This is a genomic window from Flavobacterium sp. RHBU_3 (assembly GCF_046613565.1).
Classification (GTDB): Bacteria; Bacteroidota; Bacteroidia; order Flavobacteriales; family Flavobacteriaceae; genus Flavobacterium.
This window is the reverse complement of sequence record NZ_JBKJHC010000007.1, coordinates 111,507-129,421: the sequence shown is the minus strand read 5'-3', so window position 1 is coordinate 129,421 and position 17,915 is coordinate 111,507. Positions and strand designations below refer to the sequence as shown.

The following is a 17,915-nucleotide window of genomic DNA, read 5'->3' as shown; positions in this document are numbered from 1 at the left end:
AATAATAATGATGCAACATCGATTTAATACATATTTAGAGTATTATATTATTCAACCAAAAAAAGATGGAAAAGTAGCACAAAGTGATTCTAAAGTTCCAGCAACCTTAAAGATTGATTTACCTAAACTTACACGTCTTAATGAAGTGCATAAGGGTATCGAGGACTTTTATAGAAATGAAGCTGACGGCTACAAATTTGAATGGTGGGTTGATAAAGAAAACGGTATTGGGGGTAAATTAGAATTCGCATCAACTAAAGATTTGTTTTCTGATGCTGGGCTATATGATGAGGGAGATGATGAAGATCTTCAGTATTTTCATCCATTAGACTATCCAACTCCTGAGACTTATGTTGGTTTTGTAATAAGACCAGATTCTATTTACAAATCGGTATATTATATGAGTATTAGTGACTATGAATTATATAATTTAGACTTAGACTTTAATGGTTATACTCAAATGGCATTAGAAGCTAGGGTATTTAATCATTGGCAGAAGGTTTTATTGTATTATATGGGAAATAGTGAAACAGGTTCATCTGAAACCGAAACTTTTAAAACTGAAATGCCTAAAATATTCCCTGACTGGACTTGGGAAAACTTTATAGCCAAATTTGAAAGTTTGAGGCTTTCTAACAATACTTAATACTATAAATTTTTTCTGATAATCTATAAAAAACGAAGCCCTTTAAAGGCTTCGTTTTTTTATGGTCTAAACCCACCTGTAGATTTTGAAAATGTTTTAATAAACAATGGACAGGCAGCTTAAACAGTTTTTTAAAAAAGGACATTAAAAATCCTCCAGTAAACTATTGCAATTCCACACTACGGTAAAGGCTTTTTTAATGGCTAAGAACAACAGGTCTGTTAACAGTCAATTGATTTTTCACTCGGACAGAGGAGTACAATATGCATGTAGTGAGTTCAGGTCGGAACTAGAAAAATTACCCATTACACAAAGCATGAGTCGAAAAGGAAATTGTTGGGATAATGCCGTGGCTGAGAGCTTCTTCAAGACCATGAAAACAGAAATGGTGTATCACAAGGTATTCAAAACCAAAAAATGTGCTGAATTAGCTGTTTTTGAGTACATAGAAATTTGGTATAACAGAAAAAGACGTCACTCAACACTTGGTTTTTTGACTCCTGTAGAGTTTGAAAATATTTCAATAAACAACAAAAAAGCAGCCTAAACAGTTTTTAAAAAAGGACATTAAAAATCCTCTAGTAAACTATTGCAATTCCATGGCGCAACTGTTCTATATTTTGATGGATGAAAGTATCCTGTTTTTCGATTCGAATGATGAACGGGCAAACCGTAGTAAAATGCAGGAATTTATAAAAACCCATTTCACATTTAGTGGTGATGCCGGGCTTCAAACGCCAATACTGGAAATAAGCAAACAATTTTCCGAGGCAAAAGGCTATACCTATCGTGATCGCCAATTGCTGTTTTTAGACAAATTGCTTGAGGTGTTGCAACAAAGGCGTGAGCGCATCGCCAGCCGCTAATCGATTAAGGTTTAGAAATTGTTTATGATTTAAAAAAATATGCCATGAAAGAGACGAATGAAAGACGATTTGGCTATGTTGCTGCTATAAAGAAACTACTTGAACCACTGTACGCCAAACTGGATACTATCGATTTAAAAATCAAGGGGCAACAAGGTAAAGCGCAAAAGAAGTTTTACCGCAACGAAGACCTGAAAAAGATCTTTGGTTTATCGAATAACACCATAATTAAATACCGCCAAACCGGAATCCTGCCTTTTACTAAACTTGGGGATATATACCTCTACGATGCTGGAAAAATAGACGAGATACTAAAAAGCAACCAGCCTTAAACAATCAGTTTTTGGATTCTCTTATCTATAAGTTCCATCGACTCTTTTGTAACACCGGCATCTTTAGCGAATGTTTTCCATTGCGATACTGCATCAGCCACCTGCTCCAGTATTGATGTCCCGTTTTTCATACGGAATTCAGAAGCTAATTCCATAAGGTGTTTTCTCTTAGGATTCGCACTTTCGCCCGCGATAGTGGTACTATGCATACCGTGTGATGAATTCGAATAGGTAAGGTCATAGGCCGGTGCCAATTGCCAGTCACCCTTGGCATCCATCAGGTACGATATGTTTTTACTGTGATCATCCCGGTTATGCGTAAATACGTTGAACGCGGCGATGCGTAGTATTTTTTCGTGGCCTGCCACGTCTTGTTCCAGACGGAAGGTAGCGTCCATCAAGTTACCGTAATCCATGCTACTGTATCGGAAATTATCATTTAGCATACCGGCAGCCGAATGCAGGTGTAAACGCCCTTTATCCGTGCGGTCAAAACGTTTTGTACCAAAAAATACATTGCCCGATGCCGAGGTAAACAATTGGCAGCTCGCCATAGAAATACCCGCGGCGACCGCCATTTTATGGTAGGCATACTCTATCTGCGCAATATCCTGCCGGTCGTTTGATGAAGGGAATTTAATAAGCCAGTGCTCGTATGATTCCGGTAAGGTATCAACCCCATGGATTAGATGCCCGGTTCTTGGATTAAATCCAACAAGTATCTTAGGGCGGGCACCACCTGATGATCCTCCCATTTCATACAGCTCGTCTATAATGGAGGAGCTGGCACCTTCCAGTACGGTATTCATTTCTTTAGAAATGGTATCTAATTCCACCTGTAATATTTCCTGGGCTGAACTCTCGATTTGAGGCCGGTAGGTTAATGCTCCCATGCCTTTTAAGCCCACATAGGCCAGACGTTGCAATGGGCTAACATCCTGCAATAGGATACCCTTTGCTGTTAACGTCCTGTCCAACAACAAACGTCCCCACCCATCAGGCAGGGAGTCGTGAAACGTACCGAATAGCCCCTCAAACGGTTGGGCTGGGGCTGTATATATATTCTCCGCTAACGGCAGGTGAAACGGTGATATTTCTATACGGGACTTTATAAAATCACTATAGTACTTAAAGAAAATACCTTTTCCTTCCTGAATTAGTTCACCGACCGGAAGTTCTTCATTTCCAAAATTTATGGAAACAATAATCTTTTGAATTGGTTCCATGCTTATCGTGTTTTGTCACTAAATAATTTTTCCACTTTTTCAAGGTCGACATCAATCTGAAACACCGGAGTAAAATCCTCAAGGCGGTCAAAAAAATATGCTAGTTTTAAAAGGGATTCCAGCGAAATCTGTCCGGAAGTTTCAAAGCGTTTTAAACTACCAAAAGACACGCCCGAACGTTTGGATAATTCGAGTTGTGAAATGCCATTTTTTTTACGTAATTGTTGTGTCTTCACAGCGAGTTCATTCATCACTGTGGAAGGAGTTTTAGTAACGCTATACTTTGACATAAGTAGATGATATATTATACAAATATAAATAAAATCTACCATTATAGATAATATATTGTCCAAAAATAAATACTTAGTAATATAATAGTTCATATCGCATCAATGATTGAATGGAGAAATATAAAAAGCAGGCGGAACAAAGTCGCACCTGCTTTTTAAACTCAACTTGAAGCTTAGGCAAAACGTTTTTTCAACTTTTCCATATCTTCCTTTACATTCACATCCAAAACTTTTGCATAATGCTGTGTTTGCTTGATGTTGGTATGTCCCATCATCGCAGACAGGTTTTCAATCCGTACACCGTTAGCCAGGGCAACAGTAGTGGCAAAAGTATGCCGGGCAACATACCATGTCAGGTGTTTATTGATACCGCAGATGTCGGCAATCTCCTTGAGGTAAGCGTTCATCTTTTGATTTGAAAGCTTAGGTATGAGCCCATCCTGTTGCTCTTCGTATTTTTTAATAATCTTCAGGGTAGGCGGAAGTACCGGCACATTGGTTTTAATAGCTGTTTTAGCCCTTTTGGTAAGAACCCACAGATCACCATTTCCGTCCTGAAATAAGTTCTCTCGCGTGAGATTACAGGCATCTACGGGAGCATAGCCGGTGTAGCAACTGAAGAGAAATATGTCACGTACTTTTTTGCAGACGTTCGTTGAATATGATTTTTTCCTCGATTGCTGTAAGTTCAGCCTGGGTTAGGAAAACGGCATCAGTAACCTTCAATTTACCATCATATACCATAAACGGGTTTTTATCCAGTAGTCCCATTTTCATACAATAATAGCAGGCTGTTTTATATACTCTGATGTATTTGACAACCGAATTGTTTTTTATGCCGACCTTACCATTGAAGCTACTTTCGTATTTCAGGAATTCTTCAAGATGGTATACAAAGCTGCTGTCAATGGCTGTAGCTTCAATATCGTCCAGATTGTATTGCTTTTTCATGAAGTTAGCCAATAAGTCTTTTGCTCGGTTGTATTTCTGAAAAGAGCCGGGGGCACGTTCGCCGGTTTCCACCTTACGTTTAAAGAAGTCGGTGTGTTTGCCCATTACTTCGAGTATGGTAATGGACTTAGGTTTTTCATTGACTTTTGTTTTACCCTTGATTTCATCGCGCAAAAACTCAAGGGAAATATCAGCATCAATTTTTGACAGCTCATAGAATTTCTTTTCAAGGTTTAGCTGAAAGACTTCAAGGGCTTCCTTAATGACCTTTTCCTTGTCCATCTTAAGGACATTCCTGAGATTGTTGGTAAATAGCCAACGCTTTTTACTAATTGACTTACCAGTGGCCATGGTAATGCATTTGTCTCTTAGAGAAATTCGTGCAAAAATGGGCGCTAAGCCATCTTTGTCGATTTTCTGTGACTTGATGTAGAAGATTACTTTTAACATAATTTCCGGTTTTTAAATTAATTTTAAATTGACTTAAAAACTTTGCAAGTTGCCAGTGTTTACAGGGAATTCCCGAGGAAACCTTTCATTTTAGTGTACCTAATTCGCCCAAAAAAGTGAAAATTTTCATAGGTACACTAATAGGGTAACTAACTTATGAAATGATATGTGTGTTTTGACACCCGATTCTGGAGTTGTAAATGTCTTGGGCGGAATGGCAATTCACACATAAATGCGCGAAACCAAACCGGGTACAGAAACCTGAAATCTACTAAACATCCAGTAAATACTGGTGTTTCAAAGGATGTATCATCAAAAAGGCAGTCAGATTCCAATAAGGCACAAAACAAAAAAACCTTCAAATACTGATGTATTCAAAGGTTTTTAATTCTTAGAAGTTCTCTTTCAAACTCCAGGTGGCGGAGAAAGAGGGATTCGAACCCCCGGACCTGTTACAGTCAACGGTTTTCAAGACCGCCGCATTCGACCACTCTGCCATTTCTCCAGTAAGACGTGCAATTCATTACCTGAATGCGGGTGCAAATATATAAAGTTTTTTGTTTAGTGCAAGAGGTAAGTGGATAAAAATGTATATAATTTACGTTTACTTATTTGTTTCTTATCGTATGTGCTTTACTTCTATGATGTTAACGGGTTGAGGCTCTGTTTCGCTAAGCCCTTCGCCGTCTACCTGTACCACATTTTGAGAAAAAATATGCAGTTGTTTTTCGTTTTGCCATAGTTCTTCATCATAATTGGGTTCCCATTGTCCTACGCTTTGTTCAGTAAGGGCTCTTGTTTCCCATTCTTCTGTATCAATTGCTGTATTAGCCAGCATAACTCTTCCGCCATCGGCGCTGTTACGGTACAGTAAGTATATATTTTTACCATTTACAAATATTTTGGGGCGTGATAGCGGTATGCTCTTGGTGCCACCACCACCCAAATGGAAGGCAGAAGTATTAAAGGTACTTTCCTTTAGCTTCCAGTTGCCATTTTCCAGATATACAACTTTGTATTGTGGTACACCGTTGGTTTCCCAATAGGTAGCAATGTAAGGATTACCATTTTTATCGGTTACCATAGAGGTCTGGTTAATCAGGCTGCTGTTTTGTGGTATTTTCCAGGCTACTTCTGCTGTTGCGGCTGTAATGGGTAAGGCGTATTTTTCGTTGTTTGATTTTGTCCAGGTAATTCCGCCGTCTTCAGACTTGGCAAAACAAATATCATGATTGGTGGAAACATCCCAGCTTTCACGCCATACCCAAGACAGGTATAGGCTACCGTTATTACCTACAGTCATTTGCCAGTAGGCACTGCGTTGTTCTTCACCGTTTAGCAGGTTATTTTGCAGTTGTTTCCATGTTTTTTGTTTGCTATCATAGGTGTTAATTACCATATTGCCTCTGCCTGATTTTCCTGAACGATAGCAAAACAGCAGGTTGCCGTTTGGCAGGTTATGAAATTCAGGATAAGTTACACGTTCTTCCTGTTCACCGGTCATAGAGAGCTCCTGCGTAAGTTCCAGCCCAAAGGGAGTGGTGCTTTTAGCATAACGCAGTTTTGTATCATGATGGTCCCAGCTGATGTGAAGGTAGCCGTCATTATCAATAATAATACTTATACTGTTATGGGCGTCTTTCACATTACCCGAATATTGTGTAGTGTTAGTTTCCCAAGGGCCTGAAGGGAGTTTGCGTCGGGCTATTACTACTTTGCCATCGTTGTTATAGTACGCGGTAAATTGGTAGTTTTTACTTGATGTAATTGCTTTATTGCGGAATATAACGGTGTTTACAGAGTTGTTACTCCAGGCAGTGCCAATAGAGGATTGGGTTATTTTTAATATGCTGCAACTACTTAGGCAAATTGATAATACTATTAGAAGGAATAAATGTTTTAAATGGAATTGTAAGGTCATTATCTTATTTTGGATAGGGAATTTTTCAAAAATAAACCCCGAAATCAAAAGATTAAGGGGTTTTCGGGATACTTTTATCCGGGTTGTAAGTTATTATGAGTTTTATAAGGAGTTACGTTCTATATATTTAAACACATTTTTTACATGCTCTTTTTTGTTTTTCAATATCATATACGCAGCCGACTCACCCATGGCCACAAAGTCGGTCGTGATTACCGTTATGCCTAAGAGTTCTTTAAGCGGCGTTTCATTGTATGAAATTATACCTATGTCGTGCCCCAATTGCAGGTTGTTTTTGCGCACCTGGCGCATTAGGTTTACAAGATCTCTTTCCTGAATGGTTATATATACGTCATGGCCTTCAAATTCCATGTCATCATAAATTTCATCGAGGATTTCAAAGTCAAGGTCAAATTCTGCACAAAATTTCTGGAAACCATGAACAATACGGCGAGGGTAGGGGTTTACAGCCTTATTTGGGTAAACCAGAATTACTTTTTCGTATTTACGTATTTTTTCATGCGCCTCTTTAAGAGCATTGTAAATATCGTTTTTAAAATCCTGGTATATGGTGCCATATTCGCCTTTAATCATGGGCTTGGTATTGTCCATCATTATAAGCTTATCCTTAGGTATTTGTTCCAATATTTTAATTACACGGTCAGTATAGCTTACATGGTTAGAGTTTTCATCCCTGAAATGAGACATCACCACATAATAATCATAAGCCCCTATACTGCGTTCCAGTGCATTTATAAAAAGTGTTTCGTCGCAGTGGTACAAGTACATATCTACGTGTCCGTATGGGCTTATTGCATTTACAAATGAATCGTAAATAAGCATTTTGTAAGTACTGGCTTTGTTAACGAGGAAACAGATATTCAGTTTGTCTGTTTTGTCTACGCGGGTTATGTAGTAGCCTTTTCCCTTTACCGAAACTATGGTTTTACGGTCGCGTAGTATCTTGTATGCTTTTTCTACCGTATCTCGAGATAGGTAGCACATTTCACTCAGTTCGTTTATAGAAGGTATCTTTTCTCCAACCTTAATATTGCCTTTTGCAATGTCTCCTAAAATAGAATCAACAATCTGTTTGTACTTAGGTATACGTGAGCTTTCATTAATATTTAATTCAAACGTTTGCGTCATGGCTCAAAAAATTTTGTTAAAACGTAAATGTATTAAAATTATCGGTAAATCCCCTTTAAATTCAGGCTTTTTTTAGCAGGACACTACAGGATATTAAGCTAATTATTAACCTTTATTTTTGACATTAATACGTAAATTATAAAAACGTAAAAACTTGCTAAAACGTTTTCATAATTTAACCCCATAATTATAAGCCGAATGGAAAAAATGCCTTATTTTGGCGGTGCTATAATCAATAATCAGTTCATGAAATATAAAAATGCATACAAAACAGCATCGTTTATGATGTTGTTTACATTTCTTTCGGGTACACAGCTTTTCGCCCAAAAAAGCCTAACTGTAACTGTAAATAACAAGCTTAATTTTGATAGAACAGAAGTAGTAGGGGTTTCTAAGAAAAGCCTTGCTGCATTCTTAAAGACCAATAAGGAAGAAAGTATTGGAGTAAAAAACAAAGCCACCGGAAAATACGAAACCCTGCAATGGATAGACAACGATGGCGACGGGGTAAGAGACGAGCTGCTTTTTGTGGCTGATGTGAAAGCTAAAAGTAAGGCTGAATACCTGCTTGAGGATGCTAAAGGGAATGTAGTGCCTGCTACTAATGTGGTAGCATACTCACGTTTTGTGCCCGAACGTACCGACGATTATACGTGGGAAAACGATAAGGTAGCTTTTCGTACCTATGGGCCCGATGCCCAGCAGCGTACCGAACAAAAACGTGAAAACGGAACACTAAGCAGCGGTATCGATTTGTGGCTAAAGCGTACCCCGGAATCGGTTATAAACAAGTGGTATAAAGGGTATCAAACCGACCCGATGTTTTACCATAAAGATCGTGGCGAAGGGTACGATCCTTATCACGTAGGTGCCAGTCGCGGTACAGGTGGTACAGGTGTTTGGGAAAAAGACAGCCTGTTGGTATCTAAAAACTTTGTAAGCTATAAAACCATTGCTGCGGGTCCGCTCCGCACGGTGTTTGAACTTACGTATGCGCCATATAGCGATTATGAGGTAAAAGAGGTAAAACGCATTTCACTGGATTTGGGCAGTAACTTCTCTAAATTTGAAGTTAGCTATACCGCTAAAAAGCCGTTGCCTAACTACGCTACAGGTATTACCTTACACAACAATGAAGGCCAGGCCGAGGTTTTTGCTGATAAAGGTATTTTCGTTCACAATGAAAAAATGGATGGTACTTATATAGGAGAGGGTATTGTAATGGCGCCATCTATTGTACAAAAAGCTTTTGTAAACAAGAGTAAAACCAAAGACCAGAGTAACCTTATAATACTTACAAACCCAGCCGGAAAAGTTACCTACTATGCCGGTTTTGCTTGGGAAAAAGCAGGGCAGGCTACTAACAATACCGAATGGAATGCACTGCTTAACAAACAGGCACAGGTATTAGCCAGTCCGCTGACGGTTACCGTAAAATAAGAAACATTAAAACGATTTAAAACAAACAATTATACTAAAAATGACAAAGTCTGAATTCAGGTACGCACACCACCCCGAAGATGTAAAATACTATACTACCGAAGAGCTAAGGGAGCATTTCCTTATCCCTACAGTGTTTGAGGAAGATACCATAAGCCTGGTGTACACCATGTACGACCGTTATATTGTGGGTGGTGCTATGCCGGTTAGTAAGCCCTTGGTGCTGGAAACCATTGACGAGCTTAAAGCAGAGTATTTCCTGGAACGCCGCGAACTGGGTATTGTAAACGTAGGTGGAAAAGGTAAAGTAACTGTAGACGGTACAGTTTACGAACTGGATAAGAAAGAAGCCCTTTATGTGGGCAAAGGAAATAAGGAAGTAATTTTTGAGGCGGTAGATGGCGAACAGCCTTATTTTTACATCAATTCGGCGCCGGCGCACCATGCGTACCCTACTAAAAAGGTAGGTAAGGAAGATGCCGAAGTGATAGAGCTTGGCGACCAAAAGACGGCCAACCGCCGTACCCTTAACAAGTTGATTGTGAACAGTATTGTGCCTACCTGCCAGCTGCAAATGGGACTTACCGAGCTGCACGAAGGTAATGTGTGGAACACTATGCCGTCGCACACGCATACCCGCAGGATGGAGGCGTATTTTTATTTTGACCTTGCCAAAGGCCAAACGGTGAGTCACTTTATGGGCCAACCCGATGAAACCCGCCACATTTTTATGCAGGGGCACCAGGCAGTAATAAGCCCGGAATGGAGCATACACTCAGGTTGTGGTACCAGCAATTACTCATTTATATGGGGTATGGCAGGAGAGAACCTTGATTACGGCGATATGGACGCGGTACCTACAGATGAGCTAAAATAGCCTATATAATTTACCAAACTTGTATTCATGAAATCTACCTTCAGGCTATATAGCTTCATCTTTGCGTGCCTTACATTCTTATTGGCACAGTCATTCGCTTACGCCGGTAATTATGTAAAAAGCCCGCATAAAGTATTCCTTTTTGCTTACGCTACCGAAAAGAATGACGGGCATAATGGCCTGCATTTTGCATGGAGCCAGGATAAGGTAAATTGGCATGCCATAGGGCCTGAACACAGCTTTTTAAAATGTGATTACGGTACCTGGGGCGGCGAAAAACGCATGCTTACACCTACGGTTATTCTGGGTGCCGATGGCCTATACCATTGTCTGTGGAGTGTAAACGAGGAAGATAACATTCTTGCGCATGCGGCCAGTAAAGACCTGGTACACTGGAAGCGCCAAACATATATTCCTGTAATGCCAAATGGTGGCCGGGTTTATAATCCTGAAGTAAAACTTGTTAACGGAGAATATATTGTAACTTGGTTTAACGGTGATAAGTTATATACGAGCAAAACTACCGATTTTAAGAAGTTCAGTGCAGCCCAAACAGGCAATAACCCTAAGAGTGATGCTGTACAGCAATTCCGCATAAACGGAAACATGGAACAGGGTACCGTTTGGGAAGCCGAATGGGAACTTGTAGACGGCCTGATAAGGGCTATGGAAGTAGCCAAATACAGGAAAGCCAATAACAGTGCCACGGCAAAATCAGACAGTGCGCTGTTTGTGGGCTTAAAGCCTGTGGTAGCTGAGATAAAAATAAATACGGCCAACAAAAAGAAGATAAGCAACCTGCTTACGGGTGTGTTCTTTGAAGATATTAACTATGCCGCCGATGGTGGCCTGTATGCCGAACTGGTACAGAACCGCGGTTTTGAATACACAACGGCCGACAAGCGCGGCAAAGACAAAAACTGGAACGAACGCACTGCATGGAGCGGCGATTTCAGGATAGACAGCCTAAAGGGAATCCATGCCAATAATCCGCATTTTGCGGTAATTAATAACGGTAGCATTACCAATTCAGGTTTTGACGGTATTCCCGTTAAGGCCAATGAAAAATACAATTTCAGCATTTTTGCCAAAGGTGCCAAATGTTCCGTTAAGCTTATTGATGCTTCGGGTGCTGTATTGGCACAGGCTGATATTAAGCCCGGCACTTCTTGGAAAAAATACACAGCGGTGCTGAAGCCTGTTAAAACAGTAGCCGATGCCCGCCTGGAAATTACTACACAAGGCGAAACGGCTGTAGATATGGTATCGCTTTTCCCCGAAAAAACATTCAAAAACCGTAAGAACGGCCTGCGTGCCGACCTTGCACAAACTGTGGCAGATATACATCCTAAGTTTGTACGCTTTCCGGGTGGGTGCGTGGCGCACGGTAACGGCCTTGACAACATTTACCGCTGGAAAAACACCGTTGGCCCACTTGAAGCCCGTAAGCCGATGCGCAACATCTGGAACTACCACCAGAGCATGGGGCTTGGCTATTTTGAATACTTCCAATTTTGTGAAGACATAGGCGCCCAACCAGTTCCGGTACTTGCTGCCGGTGTACCGTGTCAAAACTCGTCGGTAGGCGGGGCGGGGCAGCAGTTTGGCATACCTATCGAACACATGGATGAATACGTTCAGGATGTGCTGGATCTTATAGAATACGCAAACGGCAGTGCCAACACACCCTGGGGTAAAGTCCGCGCGGAAGCAGGCCACCCTAAGCCGTTTAACCTGAAGTATATTGGCATTGGCAATGAAGACCTTATAACCGATGTTTTTGAGGAACGCTATACCATGATTGTAAATGCTGTACGTAAAAAATACCCCGATGTTACCATAATAGGTACCGTAGGGCCTTTCTTTGAAGGTGCTGATTATGACGAAGGCTGGGCCATAGCCGATAAGCTGCAACTGCCTATGGTAGACGAGCATTACTATGAGTCGCCGGGCTGGTTCATCAACAACCAGTCGTTTTACGATGCGTATGACAGGTCGAAATCTAAAGTGTACCTTGGTGAATATGCCTCATGGGGCAATTCGCTTTACAACGCCCTTGCTGAAGCACTGTACCTTACAGCCATAGAACGCAACGGCGATGTGGTAAGTATGGCAAGCTATGCACCCATGCTGGCACGTGAAGGCCACACCCAGTGGAACCCCGACCTGATTTACTTTAACGGTACCGAAGTGAAGCCTACTGTTAACTACTTCGTGCAGAAATTATACGGAGAAAACCCGGGTGACAGTTACGTGAACAGTACTGCAATTATCCGTGAAACCAATACCGAAGCGGTAAAACGCATAGGGGTTTCAACTACAGTTGATGCTGCCACAGGCGATGTAATTATTAAGCTGGTAAACCTGCTGCCTGTTGCCGTTAAGCCTGCAATCAGTACTGAAGGCATTACTGCTACAGGCACTGCGACCTACACAGTACTTACTGAAAAGCCAGAAAGCAAATCGGGTAAGCCGGTAACCACGCAGCTTGCCGTACAGGATGCCTTTAAAAAGGAACTTCCGCCGTATTCGTTTACTGTAATCCGCCTAAAAACAAAGTAAGATGAAAAAGCTCACAACGGTGCTTGCACTATACATTGCCACGTTTTTTGCCAATGCACAGCAGGCACCCGAAGCTGTACCCGATAAGGACCTTAACGCTTACCTGTTTGTGTATTTTGCAGGCAAGGATGCAGGCAATGCCAATCACGAGGCGGTGCGCTACGCCATCAGCCCCGATGGTTACCATTACTATGCGCTTAACAGCAACCTGCCTGTGTTGGATAGTAAGGTTATAAGCACTACAGGTGGTGTACGCGACCCGCATATCCTTCGTGGTAAGGACGGAAAGACGTTCTATATGGCGTGTACCGATATGGTGGCTGCCAAAGGTTGGGACAGTAACCGTGCCATGGTATTGCTTAAAAGCACTGACCTTATCAACTGGACGAGTACTGTTATCAATATCCAGACTACCTATCCGGGTAATGCCGATCTTAAACGTGTTTGGGCTCCGCAAACGATATATGATGAAAAGGCAGGCAAGTACATGGTGTACTTCAGTATGAAGCACGGCGACGGCCCCGATACCATTTATTATGCCTATGCCAACAAAGATTTTACTGCGCTGGAAGCTGCACCAAAACCGTTGTTCATCCCGAAGAACGGCAAGGCCTGTATAGACGGTGATATTATAGAGAAAGACGGTGTGTTCAATCTTTTCTACAAAACGGAGACAGAAACTCCCGGTATTAAGGTGGCCACCACTACCGATTTAACATCGGGACACTGGAAGGAATTCCCTGAATACCTGCAGCAAACCAAAGACGCTGTAGAGGGTGCTGGGGTATTCAAACTAAACCACAGCGATGAATACATACTGATGTACGATGTGTACAAAAGCGGTAAGTACCAGTTTACCAAGAGTACCTGCCTGCAACATTTTACTGCGATAGACAACGAGGTAACCATGGATTTCCATCCACGTCACGGCACTATACTGCCCATAACCCGCAGCGAACTGAAAGGGCTTATTGCCAAATGGGGCAAGCCTGCTGCCTATCCGCAGATAAATAACAATCCGGTGCTGGAGGGCTTTTATGCCGACCCTGAAATACTGTACAGTAACAAAACAGGTAAATACTATATCTATCCTACAAGCGACGGTTTTGATAACTGGGGCGGGTATTATTTCAAAACCTTTTCGTCGGACAATCTTAAGGACTGGAAAGATGAAGGCGTAATCCTCGACCTGAAAAAAGACGTGAGTTGGGCGAAAGCCAATGCCTGGGCACCCTGCATTGTTGAGAAAAAGATAAAAGGCAAGTACAAATATTTTTACTATTTTACAGGTGCCAAGAAGATAGGTGTGGCGGTATCAGATAATCCTACGGGGCCGTTCTTAGACAGCGGTAAGGCGTTAATCGACTTTAAACCTGAAGGCATTACCCGAGGGCAGGAGATAGATCCCGATGTGTTTACCGATCCTAAAAGCGGCAAAACGTACCTGTACTGGGGCAACAGCTATATGGCTGTAGCCGAACTGAACGACGATATGGTTTCGATAAAGAAAGAAACCCTGAAAACGCTGAATATTGACAAGACCTTCCGAGAGGGGACGTATGTAATTTACCGCAAGGGTACCTATTACTTTATGTGGAGCGAAGACGATACCCGCAGCCCGAATTACAAGGTGCGCTACGGTACGGCAAAATCGCCTACAGGGCCTATAACCATAGCCGAAAACAACATTGTTATACAAGCCGATAAGGAGCAGGGCATTTACGGTACCGGCCACCATTCGGTAGTACAGGTGCCGGGCAAGGACGAATGGTATATTGTTTACCACCGTTTCCCGTACCCTAACGGTCAGGACATGGGGCCCTCGGCAGGGTACCACCGCGAGGTATGCATTGACAAACTTGAATTTGACAAAAACGGGAACATCCTACAGGTAAAACCTACGCTACAGGGAGTTTCGTTAGAAAAGAAATAAGCCGTTTGCTACTGCATCGGCTAAAAAAAATAAACACACAATTATGGGATTATTTAGTTTACAAGGAAAAAGGGCAGTAATAACCGGCGGCACGCACGGGCTGGGCATGGCTATGGCCGAAGGGCTTGCCGTTGCAGGTGCTGAGCTTATCATAACCGGTACTACGCCGTCTAAATTAGAAGAAGCATTACAATACTATAAAGGCAAAGGTTACACGGCATCAGGCTATTTGTTCGATGTTACTGATGAGGCCGCTGCCATAGAAAACATAGCAAAAATAGAGGCTGGTGGCCCTATAGATATTCTGGTGAACAATGCAGGCATTATAAAGCGTGTACTGGCAGTAGACATGCCCGTGGAAGATTTTCGCAGGGTAATAGATGTTGACCTCGTGGGCGCATTCATCATGAGCAGGGAGGTAGCCAAATACATGATAGGCCGCCGTTGTGGAAAGATCATCAACATCTGTTCTATGATGAGCGAGCTTGGCCGTACTAATGTAACTGCCTATGCTGCTGCAAAAGGAGGGCTTAAAATGCTGACCAAGAACCTTGCTACCGAATGGGCACCGTACAATATACAGGTAAATGGTATTGGCCCGGGTTATTTTGCGACAAGCCAAACAGCCCCGATACGTGTAGACGGTAACCCGTTTAACGAGTTTATCATCAGCCGTACTCCGGCAGGCCGATGGGGCGACCCTGAAGACCTGGCAGGTACAGCAGTGTTCCTTTCTTCTAAGGCGAGCGACTTTGTAAACGGGCAAATCATTTATGTAGACGGTGGTATACTGGCCACCATTGGCAAACCATCTAACGAATAATCATGGCTACACCTTTTATAACCGATACTTTTTTACTGCAAAATAAATTTGCAGAGGAACTGTACTTCAATTATGCTGAAAAACAGCCTATAATAGACTACCACAACCATTTGCCCCCGGCTGAAATTGCTACAAACAAAGCGTTTGATACCATTACGCAGCTTTGGATAGGCGGCGACCATTATAAGTGGCGTGCCATGCGTACCTGGGGCATTGACGAAAAATACATTACAGGTACTGCTCCTGACGATGAAAAATTCGCAGCATGGGCAAAGACATTGCCGCATACACTGCGCAATCCGTTATTCCACTGGACGCAGCTGGAACTGAAGCGTTACTTTGGTATAGATGCATATCTTAACGAGAGCAATGCCAAAGAAATGTACACAGCCATAAACGAAAAGCTGAAACTGCCTGAATACACCACTCAGGGCCTGCTTACGCAAATGAATGTGGAAATGCTGTGTACTACTGAAGACCCTATCGATACGCTGGAGCATCACCAGGTGTTGGCTAACGGCACTTTTAAAACAAAAGTAAGCACGGCATTCCGTCCTGATAAGGCGGTTTTGATTGAAAATGAGAACTATAATGATTATCTTGGGCAACTTGAAAAGGCTGCCGGGATAACCATCAACACCTATAACGATCTTAAAGATGCGCTACTGAAACGCCTGGAGTTTTTCCATGAAAACGGCTGCCGCATCAGCGACCTTGGTTTTAACCAGCTGCCTTTTGAATCGTTTACCGATGCAGAAGTCAGCGTCATCTTCGAAAAGAGGCGTTCGGGTAACGGCCTTACGGTTTTGGAAGCCGATAAGTTTAAAACGGCACTGCTGCTGTTCCTTTGCGAAGAGTATGCAAACAGGGGGTGGGTACAGCAGTTCCACCTTGGTGCACTGCGAAACAATAACGCCCGTATGCACAGGCTTTTGGGCGCCGATACAGGTTGGGACAGTATAGGCGATTACGCTCAGGCTACCACGCTTAGCAATTTCCTGAATGCGCTGGATGGTAAGGATAAGCTTGCCAAGACCATATTGTACAACCTTAACCCGGCAGACAACGAACTGTTTGCCACCATGTGCGGTAACTTTAACGACGGTTCGGCACGCGGCAAGGTGCAGTACGGTTCGGGCTGGTGGTTCCTTGACCAGAAAGACGGTATTATAAAGCAACTGAATGCCCTGAGTAACATGGGGCTGCTAAGCGCTTTTGTAGGCATGCTTACCGATTCACGCAGCTTCCTGTCGTTCCCGAGGCACGAGTATTTCCGCAGGGTATTGTGCAATCTTTTGGGACAGGAAATGGAAAGCGGCGAGCTTCCGCAGGATACCGCCTGGGTGGGCAGCATGGTATCGGACATCTGCTACCGCAATGCAAAACAGTATTTTGAATTTTAATCCGCCAAAAAATATATAAATGGGTAAGGTAGTAACCTTTGGCGAAGTGATAATGAGGCTTTCGCCGCCGGGATTCAATAAAATGAAGCAGAGCAATTCTCTTGATTTTTTCTTCGGAGGGACTGAAATGAACGTGGGTGCTTCACTGGCGCAGTTTGGCCTTACGGTACAGCACGTAAGCAACGTAAGCGATGATTTTGTAGGTACTGCCGCAATAGGCTGCATGCAGGGTTATGGCATAGACACGGCGCACATTACTAAAGTAAAGCATCCGCTGGGGCTGTATTTTATGGAAGTTGGCTCAGGGCTTCGCGCCAGCCAGATAACCTATAACAGGCTGCACGGGGCTTTTGCCAACATACAGCCGGAACAGGTAGACTGGGAGAAAGTATTGGACGGTTGTACACTACTGCACTGGACAGGCATTTCACCGGCGATTAGTGAAGGCGCTTACCAAACCCTTAAAGAAGGCCTGACCCTTGCCAAACAAAAAGGCATTACCATTACCGCTGACCCTGCCTACCGCAGTAACCTGTGGCAGTATGGCCGCAACGGTTTTGAGGTATTGCGTGAGTTGGTAGGGCTTAGTACTGTATTTATAGGCGGTGTAAATGAAGTGAATGAAATATTGGGTACTGATTTCAGCAGGGATGAGGCAGGCTTTATTGCTTCGGCACAAAAGCTGATGGAAACCCTGCCCGGTATTACTACAGTGTACGACAAGATACGTACGGGACTGAGCGCCACGCACCAGAAGATATATGCACAGGCCTGGGATGGTACCACTTTTTACACCACACCGGAAATAGAAATATCCGACGTGGTAGACCGTATAGGTACCGGCGATGCGTATGCGGCTGGACTTATTTACGGGATTGAAACCGCTATGGGCATGGAGGAAACCCTGGCGTTTGCCAATGCGGCCTGTGCGGTAAAGCATACCATAGTAGGCGATGTAAACCTGGCTTCGGTAGCTGAGATAAGCGAAGTGGCAGGTGGCAATACAAGCGGCAGGCTGAAACGATAGCCTGCTTTTTTAAATCAAA

At 42.8% G+C, this 17,915-nt stretch carries 16 protein-coding genes, 1 tRNA gene and 1 pseudogene; 11 read left to right on the top strand and 7 right to left on the bottom strand.

Going from position 1 to position 17,915, the window contains the following annotated elements; genetic code table 11:
• Positions 1-7 precede the first annotated feature (7 nt).
• From ACLI1A_RS11585 to ACLI1A_RS11570, 4 genes and pseudogenes are all read left to right on the top strand, one after another.
• The gene (locus tag ACLI1A_RS11585) at positions 8-646 is read left to right on the top strand and encodes a hypothetical protein (protein ID WP_411408818.1); all 639 of its coding nucleotides are present in this window, start codon (positions 8-10) and stop codon (positions 644-646) included.
• Positions 647-878: 232 nt separating this feature from the next.
• Positions 879-1,193, top strand: a pseudogene (locus tag ACLI1A_RS11580) (IS3 family transposase); the annotation flags it as partial.
• A 52-nt stretch (positions 1,194-1,245) separates the two neighbouring features.
• Positions 1,246-1,512 (top strand): hypothetical protein, encoded by a 267-nt coding sequence (locus tag ACLI1A_RS11575; protein ID WP_411408817.1) that lies wholly within the window; start codon positions 1,246-1,248, stop codon positions 1,510-1,512.
• Positions 1,513-1,556: 44 nt separating this feature from the next.
• On the top strand, positions 1,557-1,844 hold the full coding sequence (locus ACLI1A_RS11570) for a helix-turn-helix domain-containing protein (RefSeq protein WP_411408816.1): 288 nt from the start codon (positions 1,557-1,559) through the stop codon (positions 1,842-1,844).
• Here the strand turns inward: ACLI1A_RS11570 and ACLI1A_RS11565 are convergent.
• The 7 genes from ACLI1A_RS11565 to ACLI1A_RS11535 all read right to left on the bottom strand — a co-directional run bounded on the left by ACLI1A_RS11565 (position 1,841) and on the right by ACLI1A_RS11535 (position 7,831).
• Positions 1,841-3,070, bottom strand: coding sequence for a type II toxin-antitoxin system HipA family toxin (locus ACLI1A_RS11565; RefSeq protein ID WP_411408815.1), 1,230 nt, complete (start codon positions 3,068-3,070; stop codon positions 1,841-1,843). The genes ACLI1A_RS11570 and ACLI1A_RS11565 overlap by 4 nt on opposite strands.
• A 2-nt stretch (positions 3,071-3,072) precedes the next feature.
• Positions 3,073-3,360, bottom strand: a complete 288-nt coding sequence (locus ACLI1A_RS11560) for a helix-turn-helix domain-containing protein (RefSeq protein ID WP_411408814.1) — start codon at positions 3,358-3,360, stop codon at positions 3,073-3,075.
• Between the two features lie 173 nt (positions 3,361-3,533).
• On the bottom strand, positions 3,534-3,989 hold the full coding sequence (locus tag ACLI1A_RS11555; RefSeq protein ID WP_411408911.1) for a site-specific integrase: 456 nt from the start codon (positions 3,987-3,989) through the stop codon (positions 3,534-3,536).
• Position 3,990: 1 nt separating this feature from the next.
• Positions 3,991-4,761: a phage integrase SAM-like domain-containing protein gene (locus ACLI1A_RS11550; RefSeq protein ID WP_411408813.1), complete on the bottom strand. Its 771-nt coding sequence runs from the start codon at positions 4,759-4,761 to the stop codon at positions 3,991-3,993.
• Positions 4,762-5,178: 417 nt separating this feature from the next.
• Positions 5,179-5,266 (bottom strand) — tRNA-Ser (locus ACLI1A_RS11545).
• A 114-nt stretch (positions 5,267-5,380) separates the two neighbouring features.
• A complete protein-coding gene (locus ACLI1A_RS11540) occupies positions 5,381-6,682 on the bottom strand; it encodes a BNR repeat-containing protein (protein ID WP_411408812.1) in 1,302 nt (433 codons plus the stop codon).
• A gap of 102 nt (positions 6,683-6,784) precedes the next feature.
• Positions 6,785-7,831, bottom strand: coding sequence for a GntR family transcriptional regulator (locus tag ACLI1A_RS11535; RefSeq protein ID WP_411408811.1), 1,047 nt, complete (start codon positions 7,829-7,831; stop codon positions 6,785-6,787).
• Between the two features lie 198 nt (positions 7,832-8,029).
• On the opposite strand from ACLI1A_RS11535, the gene ACLI1A_RS11530 reads away from it, so the two are divergent.
• The 7 genes from ACLI1A_RS11530 to ACLI1A_RS11500 are packed head-to-tail and all read left to right on the top strand — an operon-like array spanning position 8,030 to position 17,896.
• Positions 8,030-9,271, top strand: coding sequence for a DUF4861 family protein (locus ACLI1A_RS11530; RefSeq protein ID WP_411408810.1), 1,242 nt, complete (start codon positions 8,030-8,032; stop codon positions 9,269-9,271).
• A gap of 40 nt (positions 9,272-9,311) precedes the next feature.
• Positions 9,312-10,148: a 5-dehydro-4-deoxy-D-glucuronate isomerase gene (gene kduI / locus ACLI1A_RS11525; protein WP_411408809.1), complete on the top strand. Its 837-nt coding sequence runs from the start codon at positions 9,312-9,314 to the stop codon at positions 10,146-10,148.
• A 27-nt stretch (positions 10,149-10,175) separates the two neighbouring features.
• Positions 10,176-12,710 (top strand): alpha-L-arabinofuranosidase C-terminal domain-containing protein, encoded by a 2,535-nt coding sequence (locus ACLI1A_RS11520; protein ID WP_411408808.1) that lies wholly within the window; start codon positions 10,176-10,178, stop codon positions 12,708-12,710.
• Between the two features lies 1 nt (position 12,711).
• Entirely contained in the window at positions 12,712-14,643 is a 1,932-nt protein-coding gene (locus ACLI1A_RS11515; protein ID WP_411408807.1) for a family 43 glycosylhydrolase, read from the top strand.
• Between the two features lie 43 nt (positions 14,644-14,686).
• The gene (locus tag ACLI1A_RS11510) at positions 14,687-15,466 is read left to right on the top strand and encodes a gluconate 5-dehydrogenase (protein ID WP_411408806.1); all 780 of its coding nucleotides are present in this window, start codon (positions 14,687-14,689) and stop codon (positions 15,464-15,466) included.
• A 2-nt stretch (positions 15,467-15,468) separates the two neighbouring features.
• Positions 15,469-16,869, top strand: coding sequence for a glucuronate isomerase (gene uxaC, locus ACLI1A_RS11505; RefSeq protein WP_411408805.1), 1,401 nt, complete (start codon positions 15,469-15,471; stop codon positions 16,867-16,869).
• 19 nt (positions 16,870-16,888) lie between these two features.
• Positions 16,889-17,896 (top strand): sugar kinase, encoded by a 1,008-nt coding sequence (locus ACLI1A_RS11500; protein ID WP_411408804.1) that lies wholly within the window; start codon positions 16,889-16,891, stop codon positions 17,894-17,896.
• Positions 17,897-17,915: the final 19 nt, after the last annotated feature.